Origin of the sequence: Chryseobacterium joostei (genome assembly GCF_003815775.1) — a bacterium.
GTDB classification, from domain to species: Bacteria; Bacteroidota; Bacteroidia; order Flavobacteriales; family Weeksellaceae; genus Chryseobacterium; species Chryseobacterium joostei.
In genome coordinates, this window is sequence record NZ_CP033926.1 from 2,959,969 (window position 1) to 2,983,741 (window position 23,773).

Below are 23,773 nucleotides of genomic sequence, written 5' to 3' on the forward strand. Positions count from 1 at the left end.
GATTGTGAGTAACCCAACTGAAACAGCCTTTTTAAAGCTTGTTAATCAGCACAAAGGCATTCTATATAAAGCTTCCCGAATCTACGCCGATTCTATAGAGGATCGGGAAGATCTCCAGCAGGAAATCCTCATTCAGCTCTGGAAATCCTATCAGAGCTTTAAGGGAAACAGTGAATTTTCTACCTGGATGTATCGTGTCGCTATCAATACTGCCATCACTTATTTGAAAAAGGAAAAACAAAGGTCCGGCAATCATACAGATGCTCCACATCATTTTGAAGTACAACAGGAAGATTATAACCCAACAAAAGATAAGCAATTAGAAATTTTTTATAATGCTGTCCAAGAATTAAACTCTTTGGAGAAAGCCGTCATCTTTTATTTCATGGAGGGAATGTCACACAAAGAAATAGGAAGCAACCTCGGGCTTAGCGAAGGCAATGCCCGTGTAAAACTGAACAGAACAAAAGAAAAAATACAACAAATCATAAAAAAATCAGGTTATGAACTTTGATCAATTAAAAGAACAATGGAATAATGAAGACGGTAACGTCACTATTCCTGACAACATAGCGCAATTAAAGGAAAGCAGACATCCTATAGAAAAAATTCAAAAGAGTATGAAGAAAGAGTTTCCAATGCAGGTTCTTGCCATCATTCTTATCGGATTCTTTCCTCAAATACTAAAATTTCCAGTTTCTCAATACGTTATTTATTATACCTCTTATGCCATGCTTGTAGTAATATCCTCTTATTACTTATTTGGATTTTACAAATTTTATAAGCAGACAGAACTTTATACCGGAAATACTAAACACAGTCTCTGGAAAATCTACCATGAATTAAAACTTAATATGGAAAGATACCAGTCTTTCGGATTCCTGCTATTGCCTCACTTTATGATCACCCTAGGTCTTGAATTTTATAAAGTATTGGCAAAAAAAGGAATGACCCTTGAAAGTGTAACCAATTCTTATCAGCAAACTCTTATTATAAGTGTTCTTATTGGCACAATCGCTATTATAGTTAATATTGTTCTATGGACAAAATACATCTATGGCCGTCATGCCAAACAACTGGAAAACATTCTAAACGAAATAGATGAATAACATTTAAAGTATCTTTTACAGACATTAAAAATGAGCCTCAGAGTATTTCTGAGGTTTTGTTTTTTAAAAAATTGTTATTTATCATCTTCAAATTTATTTGAGGTTTTATTTTTCCTTAAATTTGCAGATCAGAAATAAAGTGTTATGGATTTCTAAAAATTTTGATCCTAGCCATTATTTTCTGAATCATTTAATTCTCTAAGCATGCTATCAAAAATAAATCCTATACAAACCAACAGCTGGAAAGCCCTTGACGAACATTTCGCATCAACAGATTTAGACTTAAGAAGTCTCTTCCAGTATAACCCTAACCGTTTTGAAGAATTCTCTTTACAAAAGGACAATTTTCTTTTTGATTATTCTAAAAACCTAATCGATTCAAAAACAAAGGCACTTTTATTACAATTGGCAGAAGAATGCCAGTTAAGGGATGCCATTTCCAAAATGTTTTCTGGTGATAAAATCAATGAAACAGAAGGAAGAGCGGTGCTGCATACTGCTTTAAGGGATTTTTCTGACCGTGAAATTCTTGTGGACGGAGAAAATATCAAGCCACAGATCAAAAGTGTTCTTGATCATATGAAATCATTTTCTGAGGAAATCATTTCAGGAACTCACAAAGGATTCACTGGAAAAGAGATTACAGATGTTGTAAACATCGGAATCGGAGGTTCAGATTTGGGACCCGTAATGGTTTGTTCGGCTTTAAAGCATTTCAAAACAAGATTAAATGTTCACTTTGTTTCTAACGTAGACGGAAATCATATTGCAGAGGTTGTTAAAAACCTAAATCCTGAAACGACCCTATTCATCATTGCTTCCAAGACGTTTACAACTCAGGAAACCATGACGAATGCAAATTCAGCAAAAGACTGGTTCCTTAAAGCTGGAAAACAGGAAGACGTAGCCAAACATTTTGTGGCTTTATCTACTAATATTGAAGCAGTTAAAAGCTTCGGAATTGCACAGGAAAACATTTTCGAATTCTGGGATTGGGTTGGCGGAAGATACTCTCTTTGGAGTGCTATCGGACTAAGTATTGTATTAGCTGTAGGATATGAAAACTTTGAACAGCTGCTAAGAGGTGCCTTTGACACAGATCAGCACTTCCAGACTGAAGAATTCTCTGAAAACGTTCCTGTATTAATGGGACTTTTAGGAATTTGGTATCGTAACTTCTATGCTGCAACAAGCTATGCAATTCTTCCATACTCTCAATATTTAGACCGGTTTGCTGCTTATCTTCAACAAGGAGATATGGAAAGCAACGGAAAATGTGTAGACAGAAACGGTGAATTTGTTGAATACGAAACAGGGCCAATTATCTGGGGAGAACCGGGAACAAATGGCCAACATGCATTTTACCAACTGATTCATCAAGGTACAGAATTGATTCCTGCAGACTTTATTGCTTATGCAAAAAGCTGTAATGAAGTTTCTGACCATCAGGATAAATTATTAGCCAACTTCTTTGCTCAGACTGAAGCACTTGCCTTTGGAAAATCTGAAGAAGAAGTGGAGGAAGAGCTTACAAATGCAGGAAAATCTGATGAGGAAATCGACAGATTATTAAATTATAAAGTCTTCCACGGAAACACACCTACAAACTCAATGATATTCAAAGAATTAACTCCTTTTTCATTAGGACAGTTAATTGCTATGTATGAGCATAAAATCTTCGTTCAAGGTGTTATCTGGAACATCTTCAGCTTTGACCAGTTTGGGGTGGAACTAGGGAAAGTTTTAGCCAACAAAATTTTACCTGAACTTGAAAGCAGTGAAGTGGTAAGCTCGCACGACAGCTCTACCAATGGATTGATTAATTATTATAAAGGAAACAAATAGCAGATGTCTGCATTAAGATCATATTATTATAAACTGCCACCCGGGCTTCGTCTTTTAGGAAGAAAAATTTATTATTTTCCTATAGACCTGTATGAAGGACTTACCGGGAAAAGAGCTAAAAATGAACCTAAAAAGGGTGATATTTATGTGGGAGGCAGTGACTTTATCCCTCATGGGATTCGTCAGATGAACGTTCTGAAAAAATACATTGCTCTTAAAAACTCAGATCATGTTCTGGATGTAGGGTGCGGAATCGGAAGAACAGCTGTTGCCCTATCCGGATTTATAGATAAGGGAACTTATGATGGCTTTGATGCTGTGGAAAAAGGAATTAAATGGTGTGACAAACACATTCACCAAAAATATCCGAACTTCAATTTTAAGTTTACACCTATTTATAATGATCTGTACAATACTTTCAGTCAAAAAGCTGAAAACTTTACATTTCCTTATGAGGATGCTCAATTTGACAAGGCTTTTCTATTCTCAGTATTTACGCATATGCAAATTCCTGAGATCAAGCAATATTTGCAAGAAATCAGCAGAGTATTAAAGGACAACGGACAGTGTCTGGCTACATTTTTTCTGTATGATGAATCTAAAACAGAAAGGGGCAGCATGAGTTTCCCACATCAATATGATGGATACAGGCTGATGGACGATAAGGTAACTGCTGCAAATATTGCCGTAAGCATTCCGCTATTGAATCAAATGGCACAGGAAACAGGGTTGAAAGTTATCACCATAAAAGAAGGATTCTGGAGAAATGATGTAGAAAAAGAAAATGCCGATGAGTTTCAGGATATTGTTGTATTTGAAAAAATCTAAATCTAAATAAAAGTAAAAAAAGTAAAAATGGCAGAAATTCTTGACGGACTTAAAGTATCCAAGGAAATAAAAGCAGAGATCAAGGTTGAAGTGGAAAAAATCCTTGCAAGCAAAAGAAGGGCACCACATTTGGTAGCTATTCTTGTAGGAAATAATGGAGCTAGCAAGGCCTATGTAAATGCTAAGGTAAAAGATTGTGAGGAAGTAGGATTTCAATCCAGCTTAATTAAATTCCCAAGCACAGTTTCTGAATCTGAATTATTGGAGAAAATTGATGAATTAAACAAATCTAAATCTGTAGATGGGTTTATTGTTCAGTTACCTCTACCGGATCAGGTTGATCAGGAAAAAATTATTAATGCTATTGATCCAAGAAAAGATGTGGATGGTTTCCACCCTGAAAACTTCGGAAAAATGGCATTGGAAATGGACACATTCTTACCAGCTACCCCTTTCGGAATCTTAACATTATTGGAAAGATATAATATTGAGACTAAAGGAAAAGACTGTGTAATTATTGGAAGAAGTAAAATTGTAGGAAGACCAATGAGCATCCTGATGGGAAGAAAGGATTTCCCTGGAAACTCTACTGTAACGCTTACACACTCTTACACTAAAGACATCGAAGAATATACTAAAAAGGCTGACATTGTAATTACCGCTTTAGGAGATCCTCACTTTTTGAAAGGTGAAATGATCAAGGAAGGAGCTGTAATTGTTGATGTAGGTATTACAAGAGTAGATAATGATTCTCCAAAAGGATATTACCTTGCTGGTGACGTAGATTTTGATAGCTGTGCAGCAAAGGCAAGCTGGATTACACCGGTTCCCGGAGGAGTAGGCCCAATGACAAGAGCAATGTTGATGAAAAATACCATCATTGCCTATAAAACTTCGGTCTATAACGACTAATTTTAAAATGAATAAAGAACAAGATATTTTATTAAAAGAAGGTAAAATGCTCCCCGTAATGGAGCATTTTTACACTTTACAAGGAGAAGGAGCACATACCGGAAAAGCCGCTTACTTTATCCGGCTGGGTGGTTGCGATGTAGGCTGCCATTGGTGCGATGTAAAGGAAAGCTGGAACCCGGAACTTCATCCGTTGATGGATGCAGCTGAAATTGCGGAAACAGCAGCTAAACATTGTAAAACAATAGTTCTTACAGGTGGTGAGCCCCTAACCTGGAATCTGGAAATACTAACATCCAAACTAAAAGAACTTGGATGCACTATTCATATTGAAACTTCAGGAGCTTATCCTATGAGTGGACATTTGGACTGGATCACCCTTTCACCAAAGAAAACCGGGCTGCCAAAAGAAGAAATTTATCATAACGCAAACGAGCTTAAAGTGATCGTTTTCAACAATCATGACTTTGAATTTGCGCAGGAACAGGCAGCAAAAGTTTCCGAAAACTGTAAGCTTTATCTTCAAAGCGAATGGAGCAAAAGAGATGAGATGTACCCTAAGATTACGGACTTCATTCTGGAGCATCCGGAATGGCAGGCATCAGTTCAGACACATAAATATCTGAATATCCCTTAAAAATACGTACATTAGCTAGCCGTATTCGATATAATACCGATAGATGCAGAGAATTCGATACTCTAGATACCTGAAATCGATCATCATTTTGCTTGACCTTATGGTTATTGCATCTATCTTTATATTCTTTTTTATAAGCAGAAACGAAGATTTAAAATATCATACGGAAACCTGGTATCAGAACGCTTTTTCACTGATGTTAATATTTTTGTTCTGGGTGTTACTAAGCGGCAGAACAAAAATATACAATATCCCAAGGAATCTTACCTATACCTTATTTCTGGAGCGCCTTTTAATTCATTTTATATCTTTTATACTTGGTGTTCTGCTTATTGGAAAGGTAAGTAAAAATGTATTCTTCAATTCGGATATTTACTGGTTGTCTTTCTATCTGTTCGCTTTTATCTTTTTGGCAAAGTCATTTATCTATTTTTCCATTAAGTATTTCAGATCTTTAGGAGCTAACTATAGAAATGTAATGTTTTTAGGAGATAACGATTCCACTGAGATTCTGAAAAATATATTTAAAAATCGTAAAGACTATGGATACAAGATATTTGAATATAATAGCCTAGATATCAACACAGGAGAATTGGTTGACTTTTGGAAAAGCAACGGAATTCATACCTTATTTTTATCTACAGAGAACTCTTACAGCGAAGATGTAGAATCTAAAATATTCAAACTGGCAGAAGACAATAAGGTTCATATTTCTTTGATTCCAAGCATCACACAAAGTGATTTTTTCCTGTATGATCTTGGATATATACAGACTCAACCCGTTCTTAATCAGGCGAGATATCCACTGGATTATTATTCCAACTTCCTGATGAAAAGAACGTTTGATATTGCTTTTTCAATTATTGTATTGATTTTTATTTGCTCCTGGGTATTTCCGATTATAGCCATATTAATCAAGACAACATCTAAGGGGCCTGTTTTTTTTCTGCAAAAAAGATATGGTTTCCATGAGGAGGTTTTTGACTGTGTCAAATTCAGAACCATGGTTGTAAATGACGAATCTACAACACAAACCACCAAAGAAAATGATTCGAGAATTACCAGAATAGGGAAATTTTTACGGAAAACAAGCCTTGATGAGCTGCCACAATTCCTGAATGTATTAAAAGGAGAAATGTCCGTTGTAGGACCACGCCCTCATATGCTGGCTGTAGATAATTACTACAAACCAAAAATCGGGAGATATAGTTTAAGGAGTATGGTAAGCCCCGGAATTACTGGTCTGGCACAGGTAAATGGGCTACGCGGAGACTCCGGCGATGTAGAAGTAGAAATGAAAAAACGAATTCTGGCTGATGCATTTTATGTAAGAAACTGGAGTTTTGTACTGGATCTGGTCATTATTTTAAAAACCGTTTTATTAGTCATTGGCGGTGATAAAAACGCAAAATAAAGCTGAGCTTAAGGTGAGGATAATTTTAACATTTTCTAGGCTTTAGTCTTCACTTCAACCTTAGCCTAATTCAATAAAAAAGTCTAATTTAGCAACATGTTAAAAAAGTTTTTCACAGCAGTAGGGGAATATATGATCCTTCTAGGAAAATCCCTGCAGAAACCCCAGAAAATGAAAGTTTTTTGGAAGCTGTTCATGAGAGAAATTAATGATTTGGGAGTAAATTCTTTCGGACTTGTCATCTTCACGTCTATATTCGTAGGAGCAGTAGTAGCCATTCAAATGTTCAATAACTTTGATGCTTCTTCTTTTCCTATTCCTCCCGCATTCGTAGGATATGCAACAAAAGCAGTACTTATTCTGGAATTTGCACCTACCATTATCAGTTTAATTTTAGCCGGTAAAGTAGGTTCCTATATTGCTTCCAGTATTGGAACAATGAGGGTTTCTGAACAGATTGATGCCTTGGATATTATGGGAGTAAATTCACCCAACTTTTTGATATTTCCAAAAATCATCGCCTGTATGCTTTTCAATCCTCTTCTTATCGCGATCAGTATTGTATTTGGTATTGGTGGTGGGTATATTGCGGGCCTTTTAACAGGAAACTGGACGCCTAACGACTATATCACTGGTATTCAAATGTATATGCCTAATATATTTATTTATTATGCATTTACCAAAACCACTGTTTTTGCATTCATCATTGCAACGGTTCCGTCTTATTTCGGATACTTTGTAAAAGGAGGATCTCTTGAAGTAGGTAGAGCCAGTACGCAGGCCGTGGTATGGACAATGGTATTCATTATCATTTCTGAATTAATTTTAACCCAATTAATATTAAGCTAATGATTGAGGTAAAGGATCTTAAGAAAAGTTTTGATGATGTTGAAGTGCTTAAGGGAATTTCAACGTCATTTGATAAAGGAAAAGTAAACTTAATTATTGGGCAGAGTGGCTCCGGGAAAACCGTTTTTCTTAAAAGTTTGTTGAATGTTTATATGCCATCATCCGGAGAAATCTTGTTTGACGGCAGAGATGTAAACACCATGAACAGGGAAGAAAAACAGCAACTCCGTTCAGAAATAGGAACCGTATTCCAGGGAAGTGCATTGTTTGACTCCTTAACGGTAGAGGAAAACATTATGTTCCCGCTTGATATGTTCACCAACCTTACTTATAGAGAAAAAAAGAAAAGAGTTTTCGAAGTAATAGGAAGAGTACATCTTGACAAGGCCGATAAGAAATATCCATCTGAAATCTCCGGGGGAATGCAGAAAAGGGTTGCTATTGCAAGAGCAATTGTAAACAATCCTAAATATCTGTTCTGTGATGAACCCAATTCCGGACTTGACCCGTATACATCAAAGGTAATTGATGATCTTCTTTACGAAATCACCAAGGAATATAACACTACAACTATCATCAATACTCACGACATGAACTCTGTAATGACGATTGGCGAGAAAATTGTATACCTAAGACTCGGAATCAAGGAATGGGAGGGTAATAAGGATATCCTGATTACGGCAGGCAATAAAAATCTGATTGATTTCGTTTATTCTTCAGAACTTTTTAAAGAGCTGAGAGAATACTTACTTGAGAATAATAAAACGATTGAAAATACAAAAATAGACGATAATGAAAAAGGTACTTAGTATAGCGTTAGTAGGGTTTTCAATGTGGGCTTCTGCGCAGATATCACTGGCAGCTAAAGCTAACTTAATATTTCCTACAGGCTCACCATCATGGTCAAACATTAAAGGAACCGTGAATGATGCTATTGAGGGAACAGGAAAAAACAATGTAGGATTCAATGCAGGACTTTCCTTAAAGGTAGGGCTGCCTACTGCTTTCTTTTTGATGCCGGAAATTTACTATACTCACTTCAAAAATGAGTTTACTACAGAGAACACAACTTTTGATGTTAAAAGCAACCGTATAGATGTTCCGGTTCTTTTAGGATACAATGTTTTGGGTAATATGCTGGGTGTTTTTGTAGGGCCTGTAGGAAGCTTTAATTTAAGCAAGGACAATACCTATAATGACTTCAAGGAAAATGCTAAAAATGATTTTACAGTTGGATATCAATTCGGGGCACAGCTTGAAATCAAAAAGCTTATTGTGAATGCAAAATATGAAGGAGCATTCAGTAAGGATGAAAGAAATTTCATCAACAAGGTTTCCGGTTCTGAGATCAGATATGACAACAGGCCTAACTTATTTATGGTAGGTTTGGGATATAAATTTTAATCAAAAATCGAAAATAACAACTTAAAATCCTCAAATTTTATATTTGAGGATTTTTATTTTGGTTTTCAAGCTCAGCCTGGCGTTTTGCAATTTCTGCAGCCTGTTTTTCAAGTTCTTCTTTTTCTTTTTGAAGCTGCTTAAACTCTTTTTTCTTTTGTTCTGCCTTCATCGCACTTCCTTTGCTCAGGTACCCTACCATTCCTCCAATGATTAATCCTATTCCGACACCGGCCATCATACCCATGATATGAGAGATTTTAATCTGTTCTACCGCAAAATCTGTGGTAAGATAAAAAAGTAAAGCAGAGACTGCTAATAGAATAAGTCCGGTAATTGATAAACTCTTCATAATATTGTGTTTAGGTGGTTACATAAAAAAGCCTTACCAAATTTACTAAAAATTTAATAAGGCTCTACTCAAGATTAAAATTCTAATTACATTTTTCCTCCTGCAGCCTTATAATATTCTAAAGCTTTTGGTAAATCTTTATTGATATCTGAGATTCTTGTCTCAGGATTCGGGTGCGTGGATAAAAACTCAGGTTGTCTTGCACCTGAAGAAGCTCCCTCCATTCTGTTCCAGAAAGGAATAGCCGCCCTTGGGTCATATCCGGCCATAGACATCAGATAAAGCCCCATTTCATCAGCTTCAGATTCCTGCCCTCTACCGTACTTCAATAATGCTACCTGAGAGCCAATAGGATATACTTTCTGGAAAACGTTTGCCCATTGTGCATTTGAAATTGCTCCTCCAAGAATAGCTCCTCCATATTGCGCCATCATAGCTTGAGAAATTCTCTCGTTTCCATGGCCCGCCAATGCGTGGGAAACCTCATGTCCCATTACTACGGCAAGTCCGTTATCATCCTTTGTAACAGGTAGGATCCCTGTATAAACAGCCACCTTACCTCCAGGCATACACCATGCATTCAGCTCATTACTTTGCAGAAGATTGAATTCCCAACTATAGCTGGCAAGATCAGCAGATCTTCCTATATTTTGATAATATCTTTCTGCTGCATTTTTTATTCTGTTTCCTACATTTACCACTCTCTTAGCATCTGATGTTCCGGTAATAACTTTACCCTTAGACAATGTCGTTTTGTACTCTTGTGCAGACATTGTTAAAATTTCTGAATTATTGGCCAGCTGTAAAGACGACCTCCCCGTGATCGGGTTTGTCGTACAGGCTGTGATCGACAGAGCGATTGCTCCAATTCCAAATAGATGTGTAACTTTCATAGTTTGAGTGTTAATAATTCAACCTTAACAATTTTTATTCCAAAATATTGAAGAAGGAATATATTTGCATACATTTTGCTGTTTAAATGTAATAATTATATTTATTATGAAAAAGTATATTTCTCTTCTGATGATCTTTGGGTTTCTGTTCTTCTTTCAGAGCTGTGCATCACAGGGTTCATCAGATCCAAAAATAGTGAATACGTTGGTGGATTCTCAGGAGTTTACTTTCCATGCACAAAGAGCCAATCCTACGAATTATGATGTGATCAACGTTATGAATTCGATGCCAAATACCACATCTACCAGAATGTTGAATCTAGACGGAGATTATACCATTGATGTAACGAAAAGCAGTGTGGAAGTAGTATTGCCTTACTTTGGAAGATTATTCAACCCAACTTACGGAAATACGGATAATAACAGTTACAGATTTACCTCAAAAGATTTCTCTATCAATAAATCTCAAAATAAAAAAGGTACCTGGGTTTTTAGGATCAAGCCTAATGATGTAAAAACCGTAGATGAGATTAATATTGAGATTTTTAAAAATGGAAAGGCATTCGTTTCTATGAGAAGTAATGACAGACAACCAATCACCTATGACGGATATGTTTCTAAAAGTGAAGTAAAACAGGAAAAGGAAAAACTTTAACCCTTGTTTTCTCCCAATAAAAATTTTTCAACAAATAATTTTGCTTCAGTGCTTGGATTAGAAACCATCTCTGAAGCATTTTTTTTGTGCATTATATAAGCTTCCTCTACAACATTACTCTTTTTCATCAGCGATAAAATATATTCCTGAACCCAATACTCAAAGCGTTTTTCGGCCTGCTGGGTACGAATTTCCTCGAAGCGTCCTGCATTCTTTTTCAGGTCAATAAATTCAGAGATTTTGTCGTAGATTTCCTGCAAACCCTCGTTATGTAAAGCTGACCCTAATAATACGGGGATTTTCCATCCTTTTTCTTTAGGTGGAATAAAATCTAATGCTCTTTTTAACTCCAGTCTTGTATTTTTTGCCTTTTGAAAATTATCCTGATCTACTTTATTTATGAAGATGACGTCTACCATTTCCATGATGCCTCGTTTTATTCCCTGAAGCTCATCGCCGCCACCAATAATTTTAAGAAATAGAAAAACATCGGTAATATCTGCAACCAGCACTTCTGACTGTCCTACTCCAACGGTTTCAATCAAGATATAATCATAACCTGCGGCTTCACAGATCATCATGGTTTCAAAGGTGGTATTGGCAACCCCTCCTAAAAATCCGGAACTTGGGGAAGGACGTATGAAGGCATTTTCTTCTTTGGCTAATTCTTCCATACGGGTTTTATCTCCCAAAATACTTCCTTTATTGATTGAAGAACTAGGGTCAATAGCAAGAACTGCTACTTTTTTACCTTGGGCAATTGCCAGTCTCCCAAAGCTTTCAATAAAAGTGGATTTTCCGGCACCCGGAACTCCTGTAACTCCTACTCTTACTGACTTTCCTGTAAAGGGCATAATTCTTTTCAGAAGTTCCTCTGCCTGTATTCTGTGCTCTGCCTTTTTACTTTCAACTAAGGTAATCGCTTTTGCAATCAGGCGTTTGTTTCCTGATTGTATTCCCTCAACTAGTTCTTCTGTAGAAAATTTCATTGATTCAAAAATAATAATTAAAAAGTGAATGGTCAAGAATTCAGTATCAATGTCTAAAAAAAGTTGATTATGGGCCATTTCACATTTTATTATTCATTGTATTTTAATTTTTATTTCTTCTAAATTAAAACTAGAATCCACTGTATCAAAGGCTTCCGGAATTTATTACATTTGTTATATATCAAAATAAGAAACATGAAAAAACTCATTGCTGCGGCATCATTCACTGCTATCCTTTTAGTTTCCTGTACTCCGAAAGCTTCAACATCTACTGCTACTGCAGGAAGTGCTACATCTACGGCTGAAGAGATTGCCCAGGGGAAAACTATTTTTGAGAATTCTTGTGGAAAGTGCCATAAACTCCCGGATCCTACGTCACACAATTCTGTACAATGGGTGGGAATTATGAATGCAATGGCACCAAAGGCGAAACTTACGGATGACCAACATAAGTGGGTTTATGATTACATTGTTTCTGTGAAAAAATAATCAACAAACAAAAATATGGGTATGAAAAAATTAATTTTAAGCGGCATTGCAGCATCAGCATTTCTGGTGTCTTGTGGCCCAAAAAGTACGGCTGTAACAGGGCCGAAGTATACCTCATCTGAACAGTTGGCTCAGGGAAAAACAATCTTTGAAAATTCCTGTGCAAAATGTCACAAACTGCCTGAACCGACAAAGCACGACAATCAGGGCTGGATTAATACTTTAAGCAGAATGGCTCCCAAGGCTAAGCTTAATGATGAACAACATCAAATGGTATATGATTATCTGATCTCTGTCAATAAAAAATAAGCTTTCAAATGAAAGCTTATTTTTTTAATTATACATTGATTAAGCAGTTGCCTTTTTTCGGGTTCTTGGTACAGGCATTTTATCCTTAATCAGTTTTTCCCGATCTTCCAGTATCTCTAGGGAACTTCTACAGTAGCTGAATTTTCTAGCCTCTTTAAGTTGCTCCAGAGCTTGCTTGTATTCTCCTTTTCTTTCCATTAAAAGAGATTTACAATTTAGAATCTCTGATTTATCTATACCTTTCATTCTCAAAGCATATCCAATCAATTTCTCAGCTTCTTCATAATCTTCATTGCTTAAAAGACATTCGATATAATATCTGGGTGTATTGATGTTTCCTATGTTGCTTTGCATAGCTTCCTCGAAATATTTTTTCCCGGTTTCATAGTCCTTTAAAACCTCTGAATATACTCTACCCATCAGACACAGGCTGTCTGCATCTTCAGGTTCGTAGGAAAGGGCGTAATTCAGGGCATCCAGACATTCAGCCATATTATATGGAAAATAGTCCAGGGCTTCAAAATAGTATTTATTTTTAGTTAAGGTCATTGCTGTAATTTTTTAATTCATTTTTAAGGACATTCCTTTGTCTTTTATAGGATTTATCCTGATAATTTTTCTTAAAATCTGTTCCGGTAAATGTACGGACAGGATTTCCACGCTCTACCTGGAGATTGAGACTCCATGTTTCTTTCATTTTACTTTCCAATTGTTGAATGTAGACTCCCATTACCTTTTCCTTTAATCTGATAATGGAAAGTTTTTTATTTTCCAATTGTGATCTTGAATCCTGCACAAATACAGACTGTTTACTTGGAAAGTGAGTGGCCCGAACGGCTGTATTCACTTTGTTGACATTCTGCCCGCCACTTCCCTGACTTCTGGCAGTCTGAAACTTGATATCTCTTTCCTTGAAGTCTATGGTTTTCAAATTTTCCAATTCGAAGATCCCAATGAACCAGTTGCTTCTTTTGTGTAGTTTTCTGAATGTACTTTTGCCTACCCAACAAATACTTCCTAACCATGTTTGTAAGAATTCTTTTAAATCTTTTCCTTTTAAAAGCAGGGTTACAGATTTCAATGTCAGATTTTCATCACCGTTTTCACGATGAATCATCTCATACTCTATATTATTTTCTTTTACTTCTTCAAGAAAGGTTTTCAGAACCTTGGAAACTACCCATTGGCATTCTAAAGGACCTCTTCCTGAAGTTATTTGTATCAATTTTTCCATTGTTATTTTGGTATTTTACTTAACAAGGAATGTCCTACCGGATCGATTCCCTTTAGTATTAAATCTTTTGCAGCCATTACTGCCCAGCATTTATCACTGGAGTGAATATTTCTGTAGAATGAAAGCAGAACACTAGGTTCCACAACAGTAAATCCATTGGCTATTACCGTTTCAAGATTATCTTTTTCAAAAAAATCAATGGTAATTCTATGGAATTTATCATTTTCCCATTCTACTGTTTTTTCATATCTGCGGAAATTTTCTTCACTTGGCAGATGATCATAACGTGTCCATACTTTCTGAAATCCTTCCTGCTGAAGAATCATTACTACCTCAGCAACATTTTCTTTCATTACAAATACATCAATGTCCTTGTAATCATGAGCATGTTTGTATTCTGTATGTCCTGTTTCTGACATAAAATGCCATGCCCATCCGCCGGATATGATTACTTTATCTTTTAGTTTATTTAATATTTCAAGTCCAAAACGTATTCTAAATTCCGGCCAGACTTCTCCATATCTTTTGATGTTATGTGGTGCTCCCATTTTTTTGATTTTTAATTGGGTGTTGGGTATTTATAGCTGCGAATTACATGTTCTCAATCCGCAACTATAAACTTTCAACTTAATTTATCTATCCATCCTCACAATTCTTGGTTGAAATGTTCCCAGAATGTCTACCAATTCACTTTGTGCATTCATTACCTCATGAATATCCTTATAGGCCATTGGTGCTTCTTCCGTATTGCCGCCCATTAGGGTGACGTTTTTAAGTTTCAGCTCCTTTTTGATATCATGTTCGGTGAAAAGACTTCTGCATTCACCTCTTGAGTGTGCTCTTCCAGCTCCGTGTGATGCTGAGTTAAGAGATTCAGGATTTCCTTTTCCTCGGACGATAAATCCTTTTGCCGTCATGGATCCCGGAATCATTCCCAACTCATTTTCATTGGCTGGAGTGGCTCCTTTTCTGTGAACAATTACTTCTTTTCCGTTGTGAGTTTCTTTCCATGCAAAATTGTGATGGTTTTCAATTCTGGCTTTCACTCTTCCGCCAACGGCTTTCACCAATCTTCTGTGAATATCATCATGACACGCTGAAGCATAGTCTCCCGCAAGATTCATGGCTGTCCAGTATTCCAAGCCAAGATGGGTACTCAAATCAAGCCATGCAAATTGCTGTGCTTCTTTTGGTAACGGACATTGTTCTACGGCTACCCTTGAGTAATACTGGGCAATTTCTGCTCCCATTCCTCTGGAACCGCTATGTGAAAGGATTCCCAGGTATTTTCCTTTTGGTAAGCCAATTTGTTCATCTTCTTCAGTGATTTCCACTTCTCCGAACTCAACAAAATGATTTCCGCCTCCTGATGATCCCATCTGCTTGATGGCTTTTCCTTTTAATCTTCTAAGAATAGGGATCAGATCGAATGTATCCCTATCAAAGATTTCATGGTCTATATGAGATTTGTGTGTCTCATACATTCCAAATTTTGTATGTTCGGCAAGGGCTTTTTCATATTTATCCCTTGCTCCGTTAAGATATGAAACCGGTGTATCCAAAATACTTAAGCTCATTCTACAGCCAATATCCATTCCCACTCCATAGGGAATCACGGCATTTTCTACCGCCAGAACTCCTCCTATCGGAAGTCCGTACCCACTGTGAGCATCAGGCATTAAAGCTCCCTGAGTAGAGATTGGTAGTTTCAATGCAGTGTACAGCTGATTTTTAGCTTCATCCGAAATATTATTTCCGAAGACCTGAAAAGCTGCACGTTGTGAATTCAACATTCTTTTTTCTGTTTTCTTGGATGAAAGTAAGGTCTCTGCAATCTGTCCGAAGGTTAAATCTTTCTCAAAATTCTCCGGATGAATCAGAATTTCCTTTAAAAGAGATTTTACATAATGGATATTTTTGGTTGCAAAATTTCTTTTCATGACTTCCAAGGCTACGTTTACGCTTTGGTTATTGGGATAGCCCAGTTTCAATATATCTTTTCCTTTTAGTTTTAAATTTCCCATTGTTTTTGTTTTAAATAATAGTGGACCTACAAGTCCTCAAAACATTCTGCAATCTCCGTTGCAGACATTATACAGGTAACATATTTCCTGCTTTTGATAAGATGTGTTTCATATTCCATTTTCCATAGATTGGATTTTTCATATAAGACACAAGATATCAGATACAAGCCCTTAAAATGAGACTTGCTATTTATTTACGTTCTTCCTCAACTAAAACAATAGTTGAGAGGGTTGATAATAATGACAAAAGAGTTTTTTAAACTTAACAAGCCTATCAACTTTTGTCTTTTATGACACTAAAAAATTTCGGGGAAACGTGAGTTTGAAATATTGCGCAATAAAAAACCCGAAATCTCTACGACTTCGGGTTTTGATATATCACTATAATGTTATTCTATGAGTGTACCAAACCACGAAGCCCTACCACCATAAGTGGTAATCCAACTGTAGAATTCTGTTTTGTTCTGAACATTGCTTCGTTGTTTTTAAATGGTTAAACTTGATTTTCAGGTGCAAATATAAAATTATTTTTGAAATCTCCAATTATTTTTGAAATCTTATTTTTGTAAAAAAAAATTATGTCTAGATTTTTTCCAGTCCTGTTTCTTTTGCTTTTTATTAGCTGTAAAAAAGAAACTCCGGTAAAAAAAGATGAAATAAAAACTTCTGATACCCAATGTTTTTCACCTCATTTTATGAAAAAAATTCTTGAGCTGGATGAAGTGAAAGCTCAAGCCAAATTTCTGGATTCTCTGACTAAAGGCAAAAGCGGTATTGCGTTTCTTATAGACAGTACAAGGGTTAATAATATTTGGAATTATTCTTTTTCTGCGGGCTACAACGGGCCTGAACGTTTTGAAACGTATCATATTTTTTATGCTTCAGGAGACCAATGTAATTCTCTAAAGATCGCGGATCCGGTTTCAGGGGAAAATATTTCTATTGAGGCATGGAGACAAAAAGAGAATGAGCCTGTTCAGATTGAGTCTGATTTAAAACAAGGAAAATATAGTTTACCTGTTAAAAGCTTTCCACAAGTAGATGTCAAATTTCTGGAAACTGACTTCTTATTGGAGGGTTCACAAGAGTATAGCTGTGGAGGTACTAAGTTCAGATATTTTCCATTAACCCGATATAAAAATATTGAGCTAATTCTGGTTCCTATGGATTGTGGTGATTTTGATTATCGGTATTATCTTCTTACTGTATCAGAGAATAAGGTTATTGGAGAGCTTTACGTAGAGGGAGAATGGTTTGACCCCGGACAAGAAGACAATAAAAGGGAATTCAGCAGCTATGAAATCAATAAAAGCGGAAAAATTACCGTAAAAACCGATCATACGCTCAATGGAGAAACACAGAAGATTATGGAGACCTATTACCAGATTATGGATGATGGTAACATAGTTCAAACCAAAAGCTAAAAATAAAGGCCGTTTCCCCAATGAGAAACAGCCTTTATTATTGTATAAAAAATAGTTTATAGTTCTGATGAACCGGCTAATAGCCTTTCTAATATTTCCACAGCACATTTTGGAAGATTGGTTCCGGGGCCAAAAATAAAGTCAGCTCCGTTGGCATAGAGGAATTCATAGTCCTGTTGTGGAATGACACCTCCTACAACTATGGTAACATCATCTGCTCCAAGCTTTGAAAGCTCTTCCACTACCTGAGGGACCAGCGTTTTGTGTCCAGCTGCTAATGAAGATACCCCTAAAATGTGAATATCATTTTCTACGGCTTGTTTTGCTACTTCTTCCGGAGTTTGGAATAATGGGGCTACATCCACATCAAACCCCATATCTGCAAATGCTGTTGCCACTACTTTTGCTCCTCTGTCGTGCCCATCCTGCCCCATTTTGGCGACCATGATTCTTGGGCGACGTCCTTCTTCTTCTTCAAATTTCTGAGTAAGATTAAGGGCTTTTTCAAAGTATTCGTTTTTGCCTGCATTCATAGCGTATACTCCAGAGATTGTTTTAATGTTTGCTTTGTATCTACCGAAAGTTTCTTCCATAGCATCACTCATTTCCCCAAGGGTCACTCTTCTTCTTGCAGCCTCGATGCATAATGCCAACAGGTTTCCTTTTCCTGTTTTTGCACTTTCACGGATCTCATTTAAGATTTGCTCTACCGCGTCACCGTTTCTTTCGGTCTTTATGTTGTTCAGTCTTTCGATTTGCTTTCTGCGCACTTCTGTGTTATCAATATCAAGGATCTCTATTCCATCCTGTTTTAATGATGATTTGAATGAATTAACCCCGATAATAAATTCTTCGCCACTATCAATTTTAGCCTGCTTTTTAGCGGCAGCTTCTTCAATTCTCATTTTTGGAATCCCCGCTTCAATGGCTTTGGTCATTCCTCCCTCCTGCTCTACCTCATCAATATACCTCATTGCCTCTTCAATCATTTGCTGGGTAAGGCTTTCTACAAGGTTACTTCCTCCCATTGGATCTACTACATCACATATTCCGCTTTCTTGCTGAAGAATGATCTGTGTATTCCTTGCAATTTTTGCTGAATAATCTGTAGGAAGTGCAATGGCTTCATCCAATGCATTGGTGTGCAGAGACTGTGTTCCGCCTAATGCTGAAGACAAAGCTTCAATGGCAGTTCTTGTTATATTATTGAAAGGCTCCTGCTCTGTCAATGACCATCCTGAAGTCTGCGAATGGGTTCTTAGCGCAAGAGATTTTTGATTCTGTGGATTGAATTGCTTTAAAAGGGTTGCCCAGATATATCTTGCAGCACGCATTTTAGCAATTTCCATGAAGTGATTCATTCCGATGGCCCAGAAAAATGATAATCTTGGGGCGAAGTCATCTACATTCATTCCTGCTTTTATTCCTGTTCTTACATATTCAAGACCGTCTGCCAAGGTATAAGCCATTTCCAGTACCGGAGTAGCTCCTGCTTCCTGCATATGGTATCCTGAAATGGAAATAGAGTTAAATTTTGGAATGTTCTGCGAAGTATATTCAAAAATGTCTGCAATAATCTTCATGGATGGCGCAGGTGGATAGATGTAGGTATTTCTTACCATGAACTCTTTCAGAATATCATTTTGAATGGTTCCTGAAAGCAATTCCTGCTTCACGCCTTGTTCTTCTGCTGCTACGATATAGAAAGACAAAATAGGAAGTACAGCCCCGTTCATTGTCATTGAAACCGAGATCTGATCTAACGGTATTTCGTTGAACAGGATTTTCATGTCTTCTACAGAGTCAATAGCCACTCCTGCCTTTCCTACGTCACCTACTACTCTTGCGTGGTCAGAATCATATCCTCTATGGGTAGCAAGGTCAAATGCTACTGAAAGTCCTTTTTGCCCTGCAGCAAGGTTTCTTCTGTAAAATGCGTTGGATTCTTCTGCTGTGGAGAAACCTGCATACTGGCGAATCGTCCAAGGCTTTTGAACATACATGGTAGAATACGGTCCTCTCAAGTAGGGTTCAATTCCTGGAGAAGTCTGTGTTAATGATTCATCTTTTACATCCTCTTTTTCATAAGATGATTTAAGTTCCAACCCGTCTTTTTCGAAATTGTAAATTTCTCTTTCCAGAGGTAATACATTAAAATCAGGCTTTTTCACAGAAATTGTCTTTCGCATTCCAATAATTTTTGTCTCCGTAAAGTTAATTTTTTTGAACGAAACATGAAACTTCTGTTAACATTCAGTTTTTCTGAATTTTAGCAAAAGAAAAAGACCGGACAAGTATCCGGTCTTTATTCAATTTATTGGGTCTGCTTATCTTTTGTGACAAGTCTGATTTTCACCTTTTATGATTAAAGTTTTATCCCCATTTCATACAATGCAAATGACAGAAGATCTGCATTTTCACCGATTACCTGATCTGTTGATCTTCCGGCACCGTGTCCTGCATTCTTTTCGATTCTTAGTAAGATAGGATTTTTACATGCCTGTTTTTCCTGAAGTTCTGCTCCAAATTTGAATGAGTGAGCCGGAACTACCCTGTCATCATGATCACTGGTAATGATCATGGTAGATGGATAACATGTTCCTGCCTTTACATTGTGTACCGGAGAGTATGATTTCAGGTATTCAAACATTTCCTTGCTGTCTTCCGCTGTTCCGTAGTCATATGCCCAACCTGCTCCTGCAGTGAACTTGTTATATCTTAGCATATCCAATACTCCAACTCCCGGGAAAGCAACTCTTGCCAGATCAGGACGTAAAGTCATGGTAGCTCCTACCAATAGCCCCCCGTTTGATCTTCCTGAAAGTGCCATATATTCTTTTGAAGTATATCCTTTACTTTGCAGGTATTCACCAGCTGCGATGAAGTCTTCGAAAACGTTTCTCTTCTGCAGCTTTGTTCCTGCATCATGCCATTTTTTACCATATTCACCACCACCACGGATGTTTGGAACGGCATAGATCCCACCGTTTTCCATCCAGATCGCATTGACTACTGAGAAAGAAGGCTGAAGGCTAATATTGAATCCTCCGTAAGAGTATAGAATGGTAGGGTTTTTACCATCAAGTTTAGTTCCTTTTTTGTAATTGATCATCATAGGAACCTTTGTTCCGTCTTTTGAAGTATAGAATACCTGCTCAGAAACATAATCATCTGGATTAAACTTCACTTTTGGTTTCTGATATACTTCCGATTTCCCTGAATCTACATTAAATTTATAGGTAGTTCCCGGTGTAATATAGTTGCTGAAAGAGTAATAAATATCTTTTTCTTTTTCCTTTCCTCCAAATCCTGAAACATTTCCTTTCCCAGGAAGGCTGATTTCTCTGATCAATTTTCCTGTTTTGTCAAACTGCTTCACCTTGTCTATTGCATCAACCATATACGTTGCGAAGAAGTATCCTCCTCCTGAAGAGATTCCCAATACGTTTTCTGTTTGTGGAATTACATCTTTCCAAGTTTTAGGAGCCGGATTACTGATGGTTGTTTTTACAAGACGCATATTTGGAGCATCTTTATCGGTAGAAATGAAAAGCTCATCTCCTTCTGTATCTACAATTCCTGCATTGATGTCAAATCCTTTTACAATCTGTACAAAGTCTCCTCCTTTTTTCAAATCTTTGATAAACAGTTCATTTCCATTCGTAGCATTGGCTGCTGAAATAATTAAATATCTCTGATCGTCTGAAACGCTAGCTCCAAGATATCTTCTTGGTGTTTTTTCTCCTCCAAAGATCAATTTATCTTCAGATTGTTTTGTTCCTAGCTTATGAAAATAAACTTTATGCTTATCTGTCATTCCGGAAAGTACGGTTCCTTCTTTCGGCTTGTCATAGCTTGAGTAGTAGAACCCTTCGTCTCCCTGCCAAGAAATTCCGCTGAATTTTACATCCAGTAAAGTTTCATCAATCTGCTTTTTGGTAATGGCATCAATGATGATAATTTTATTCCAGTCACTTCCGCCTTCAGAGATAGAGTAAGCTGCAAGGTTTCCTTTTTTGTTGAATGAAAGATTAGAAAGCGATGTGGTTCCTTTCTCTGAAAATTTATTCGGATCTAAAAACACTTCTGTAGCCTTGGTCTTACTGTTTGTTCTGTACAAAACAGATTGTGCCTGTAAGCCATCATTTTTATAGTAATACGTATAGTCTCCTTCCTTGAATGGAGCTGATATTTTCTCGTAATTCCAAATATCCTTCAGCTGATTTTTTATTTTATCCCTGAAAGGAATTTTTGAAAGATAATTCTGGCTATAAGCTACTTCTTCATCTACCCATTTTTTGGTAGCATCAGAGTCATGTTCCAGATCCCTGAACGGGTCGGAAACAGCAGTTCCAAAATAGGTGTCGGATTGACTTCCCTTTAATGCTTTTGGATAATTCATTGTTTGAGAATAAAAAGATGCTGAAAACAGTACTCCAGCAGTTAATAACATAGGTTTAAAATTCATACTGAACGGTTTTCTCAAAAATACGTAAAGTAAGTGAAATAAAAAAAGCCCTGAAAAATCAGAGCTTTTTTTTATTTAATTGTTTATTAATCAACGTTTCATTGATTAAAAATTATCGAAATAGAAATCGGTAAGGTTCGTTACAATCTGATCAGGGCTACCATTCCAGTAATATATTTTATCACCCTCTTTCAATTCGTATAAACTAAATTCCTGATCCACAGTTACTGTTTTGTCTGCAGTTTTAAAATCCTGAGTCAATTGTAACAGATATTTTTTCAGCTCATCGGCCTTTATTTTTTTTGGATCTGCTACTGGCTCTGGTGTTATATTCGCGGGTACTTTAAAGCTTACAGAATAGGTTATCTCAGCAATTTTCTGACCTTCAACATATTCATTGGGAACCACCTTTACCTCTTTAATATTAAGTTTTCCATTTCTGAAATTTGAAAATAAAACGGTAAAATAGTCTTCAGCTTCTTTTTTACATGCATTAGCAGCCGCTTTGGGAAATGCTGATAAGAAAGCTTCTGCACTGCTTTTTACCACGCTCTCAGAGGTACCTTTAAAATCTACCTCAAAAGCATCTTTACCCTCTACTGTTGGTCTTAGGTAATCATTAAGTTTTAGATGAGTGGATTCATCATTATTCAAAAAGGAACCAAAAAACAGTTCAAAAACCTCTTTAGGTTTCTTTACTTCTGTTTGTGCTGTAAGGTGCTGCCCCATCATGGTAAGGAACAACAGTAAAATAATTTTGTAGTTTTTCATAGTTTATATTTTGTTAATTATGATATGGCTTAAAAGAAAAGCCCCTGAAAAAATCAGAGGCTTTATTTTTATTTTTAAAAAACTTTAGTAGTTTTCTTCTTCTCCTTTCATTTTTTCTGCATTCTCTGCCATAATTACGGCGTCAATCATTTCAGAAATATCCCCGTTCATGTAAGCATCCAGATTATACATTGATTTATTGATTCTGTGATCTGTTACTCTTCCCTGTGGATAATTGTAGGTTTTGATCTTTGCAGAACGGTCTCCTGTAGAAACCATCGATTTACGTTGTGCAGCAATATCTCCCTGTACTTTTTGTAATTCGATATCATATAGCTTTGTTCTTAGCATCTCCATTGCCAATTCACGGTTTGCTAACTGAGAACGAGCCTGCTGACAAACTACTACAAGCCCTGAAGGTTTGTGAGTAAGCTGAACTTTAGTTTCAACCTTGTTTACGTTCTGACCACCGGCTCCTCCTGAACGTGAAGTCTGCATTTCAATATCTGCAGGATTCAATTCGAAGTCTACTTCTTCTGCTTCCGGTAAAACCGCAATTGTAATCGCTGAAGTGTGAACTCTTCCCTGAGATTCTGTTTCCGGTACACGTTGTACACGGTGAACTCCTGATTCGAACTTCATAACTCCATAAACACCTTCTCCTTCTACCTTCATGATCAATTCCTTGTAGCCCTTTGCTGCTTCATTGGAATCTGTCACTTCATGTCTCCATCCTTTAGTCTTGAAATACATGGTATACATTCTGTAAACATCTTCCACAAAAATTGCTGCTTCATCACCTCCGGTTCCGGCACGTAGTTCTACGATAACGTTTTTGTCATCTGCAGGGTCTTTAGGAATCAAAAGAACTTTAAGCTCTTCCTCCAGTCCTGGAATCTTAGATTGTGCTTCCAGTTTTTCTTCTTTAGCCAAATCTACCAGGTCTCTGTCTGATCCGTCAGCAATGATTTCATCAGATTCTTCAATGCTGTCTAAAGCACCTTTGTACTGATCGTAAACTCTAACAATTTTACCCAAATCACTATATTCTTTGTTCAAAGAAGAATATCTTTTTTGGTCTGAAATAACATCAGGCTGTATAATAAGGTCAGCAACCTCATTATATCTTTGTTTTATAGCTTCTAATTTTGGAATTAATGATTTAGACAT

The 23,773-nt window shown here is 36.7% G+C and carries 25 protein-coding genes; 14 read left to right on the top strand and 11 right to left on the bottom strand.

The window, feature by feature from the left end; translation table 11 throughout:
- The first annotated feature begins 4 nt into the window (after positions 1 to 4).
- The 10 genes from EG359_RS13430 to EG359_RS13475 all read left to right on the top strand — a co-directional run bounded on the left by EG359_RS13430 (position 5) and on the right by EG359_RS13475 (position 8,998).
- Positions 5 to 514: an RNA polymerase sigma factor gene (locus tag EG359_RS13430; RefSeq protein WP_076357025.1), complete on the top strand. Its 510-nt coding sequence runs from the start codon at positions 5 to 7 to the stop codon at positions 512 to 514.
- Positions 504 to 1,109: a hypothetical protein gene (locus EG359_RS13435; RefSeq protein WP_076357027.1), complete on the top strand. Its 606-nt coding sequence runs from the start codon at positions 504 to 506 to the stop codon at positions 1,107 to 1,109. Before EG359_RS13430 ends, EG359_RS13435 begins: the two co-directional genes overlap by 11 nt.
- Positions 1,110 to 1,313: 204 nt before the next feature.
- On the top strand, positions 1,314 to 2,954 hold the full coding sequence (gene pgi, locus EG359_RS13440) for a glucose-6-phosphate isomerase (protein WP_076357029.1): 1,641 nt from the start codon (positions 1,314 to 1,316) through the stop codon (positions 2,952 to 2,954).
- A gap of 3 nt (positions 2,955 to 2,957) precedes the next feature.
- Entirely contained in the window at positions 2,958 to 3,782 is an 825-nt protein-coding gene (locus EG359_RS13445) for a class I SAM-dependent methyltransferase (RefSeq protein ID WP_084180541.1), read from the top strand.
- Between the two features lie 27 nt (positions 3,783 to 3,809).
- The gene (locus tag EG359_RS13450) at positions 3,810 to 4,694 is read left to right on the top strand and encodes a bifunctional 5,10-methylenetetrahydrofolate dehydrogenase/5,10-methenyltetrahydrofolate cyclohydrolase (RefSeq protein ID WP_076357031.1); all 885 of its coding nucleotides are present in this window, start codon (positions 3,810 to 3,812) and stop codon (positions 4,692 to 4,694) included.
- 7 nt (positions 4,695 to 4,701) lie between these two features.
- Entirely contained in the window at positions 4,702 to 5,331 is a 630-nt protein-coding gene (locus EG359_RS13455; protein WP_076357033.1) for a 7-carboxy-7-deazaguanine synthase QueE, read from the top strand.
- A 43-nt stretch (positions 5,332 to 5,374) separates the two neighbouring features.
- Complete coding sequence (locus tag EG359_RS13460; protein ID WP_076357035.1) at positions 5,375 to 6,745, top strand: exopolysaccharide biosynthesis polyprenyl glycosylphosphotransferase; 1,371 nt, start codon at positions 5,375 to 5,377, stop codon at positions 6,743 to 6,745.
- A 96-nt stretch (positions 6,746 to 6,841) separates the two neighbouring features.
- Positions 6,842 to 7,594 carry an MlaE family ABC transporter permease gene (locus tag EG359_RS13465; protein ID WP_076357037.1) on the top strand — a complete coding sequence of 251 codons (753 nt, stop codon included), beginning with the start codon at positions 6,842 to 6,844 and terminating at the stop codon, positions 7,592 to 7,594.
- A complete protein-coding gene (locus tag EG359_RS13470) occupies positions 7,594 to 8,403 on the top strand; it encodes an ABC transporter ATP-binding protein (RefSeq protein WP_076357039.1) in 810 nt (269 codons plus the stop codon). Before EG359_RS13465 ends, EG359_RS13470 begins: the two co-directional genes overlap by 1 nt.
- Positions 8,387 to 8,998 carry an outer membrane beta-barrel protein gene (locus tag EG359_RS13475; protein ID WP_076357041.1) on the top strand — a complete coding sequence of 204 codons (612 nt, stop codon included), beginning with the start codon at positions 8,387 to 8,389 and terminating at the stop codon, positions 8,996 to 8,998. Before EG359_RS13470 ends, EG359_RS13475 begins: the two co-directional genes overlap by 17 nt.
- Before the next feature lie 37 nt (positions 8,999 to 9,035).
- Here EG359_RS13475 and EG359_RS13480 read toward each other — a convergent pair whose 3' ends face one another.
- Positions 9,036 to 9,347 (bottom strand): hypothetical protein, encoded by a 312-nt coding sequence (locus EG359_RS13480; protein WP_076357043.1) that lies wholly within the window; start codon positions 9,345 to 9,347, stop codon positions 9,036 to 9,038.
- Positions 9,348 to 9,433: 86 nt separating this feature from the next.
- Positions 9,434 to 10,240, bottom strand: a complete 807-nt coding sequence (locus EG359_RS13485) for a M48 family metallopeptidase (protein ID WP_076357045.1) — start codon at positions 10,238 to 10,240, stop codon at positions 9,434 to 9,436.
- 106 nt (positions 10,241 to 10,346) lie between these two features.
- On the opposite strand from EG359_RS13485, the gene EG359_RS13490 reads away from it, so the two are divergent.
- A complete protein-coding gene (locus tag EG359_RS13490; protein ID WP_076357047.1) occupies positions 10,347 to 10,895 on the top strand; it encodes a DUF4251 domain-containing protein in 549 nt (182 codons plus the stop codon).
- Here the strand turns inward: EG359_RS13490 and meaB are convergent.
- Positions 10,892 to 11,884 (bottom strand): methylmalonyl Co-A mutase-associated GTPase MeaB, encoded by a 993-nt coding sequence (meaB, locus tag EG359_RS13495; protein WP_076357191.1) that lies wholly within the window; start codon positions 11,882 to 11,884, stop codon positions 10,892 to 10,894. The two genes, EG359_RS13490 and meaB, sit on opposite strands and share 4 nt — an antisense overlap.
- Before the next feature lie 195 nt (positions 11,885 to 12,079).
- Here meaB and EG359_RS13500 point away from each other — a divergent pair, with 195 nt between their 5' ends.
- Entirely contained in the window at positions 12,080 to 12,373 is a 294-nt protein-coding gene (locus tag EG359_RS13500) for a c-type cytochrome (RefSeq protein ID WP_076357049.1), read from the top strand.
- A gap of 21 nt (positions 12,374 to 12,394) precedes the next feature.
- A complete protein-coding gene (locus tag EG359_RS13505; protein ID WP_076357193.1) occupies positions 12,395 to 12,682 on the top strand; it encodes a c-type cytochrome in 288 nt (95 codons plus the stop codon).
- Positions 12,683 to 12,721: 39 nt separating this feature from the next.
- Here EG359_RS13505 and EG359_RS13510 read toward each other — a convergent pair whose 3' ends face one another.
- The 4 genes from EG359_RS13510 to EG359_RS13525 all read right to left on the bottom strand — a co-directional run bounded on the left by EG359_RS13510 (position 12,722) and on the right by EG359_RS13525 (position 15,940).
- Positions 12,722 to 13,231 (bottom strand): tetratricopeptide repeat protein, encoded by a 510-nt coding sequence (locus EG359_RS13510; RefSeq protein ID WP_076357051.1) that lies wholly within the window; start codon positions 13,229 to 13,231, stop codon positions 12,722 to 12,724.
- Positions 13,218 to 13,916: a peptide chain release factor H gene (gene prfH / locus EG359_RS13515; RefSeq protein WP_076357053.1), complete on the bottom strand. Its 699-nt coding sequence runs from the start codon at positions 13,914 to 13,916 to the stop codon at positions 13,218 to 13,220. The genes EG359_RS13510 and prfH overlap by 14 nt, the downstream gene beginning before the upstream one ends.
- A gap of 2 nt (positions 13,917 to 13,918) precedes the next feature.
- Positions 13,919 to 14,464: a hypothetical protein gene (locus EG359_RS13520; RefSeq protein WP_076357055.1), complete on the bottom strand. Its 546-nt coding sequence runs from the start codon at positions 14,462 to 14,464 to the stop codon at positions 13,919 to 13,921.
- Positions 14,465 to 14,548: 84 nt separating this feature from the next.
- Positions 14,549 to 15,940, bottom strand: coding sequence for an RtcB family protein (locus tag EG359_RS13525; RefSeq protein WP_076357057.1), 1,392 nt, complete (start codon positions 15,938 to 15,940; stop codon positions 14,549 to 14,551).
- Between the two features lie 695 nt (positions 15,941 to 16,635).
- On the opposite strand from EG359_RS13525, the gene EG359_RS13530 reads away from it, so the two are divergent.
- The gene (locus EG359_RS13530; protein WP_123867388.1) at positions 16,636 to 17,364 is read left to right on the top strand and encodes a hypothetical protein; all 729 of its coding nucleotides are present in this window, start codon (positions 16,636 to 16,638) and stop codon (positions 17,362 to 17,364) included.
- A gap of 56 nt (positions 17,365 to 17,420) precedes the next feature.
- Here EG359_RS13530 and scpA read toward each other — a convergent pair whose 3' ends face one another.
- The 4 genes from scpA to prfA all read right to left on the bottom strand — a co-directional run bounded on the left by scpA (position 17,421) and on the right by prfA (position 23,773).
- Entirely contained in the window at positions 17,421 to 19,553 is a 2,133-nt protein-coding gene (scpA, locus tag EG359_RS13535) for a methylmalonyl-CoA mutase (protein WP_076357061.1), read from the bottom strand.
- A 176-nt stretch (positions 19,554 to 19,729) separates the two neighbouring features.
- The gene (locus EG359_RS13540; RefSeq protein ID WP_076357063.1) at positions 19,730 to 21,832 is read right to left on the bottom strand and encodes a prolyl oligopeptidase family serine peptidase; all 2,103 of its coding nucleotides are present in this window, start codon (positions 21,830 to 21,832) and stop codon (positions 19,730 to 19,732) included.
- Between the two features lie 105 nt (positions 21,833 to 21,937).
- Complete coding sequence (locus EG359_RS13545) at positions 21,938 to 22,603, bottom strand: hypothetical protein (protein ID WP_076357065.1); 666 nt, start codon at positions 22,601 to 22,603, stop codon at positions 21,938 to 21,940.
- Positions 22,604 to 22,687: 84 nt separating this feature from the next.
- Positions 22,688 to 23,773 (bottom strand): peptide chain release factor 1, encoded by a 1,086-nt coding sequence (gene prfA, locus EG359_RS13550; protein ID WP_076357067.1) that lies wholly within the window; start codon positions 23,771 to 23,773, stop codon positions 22,688 to 22,690.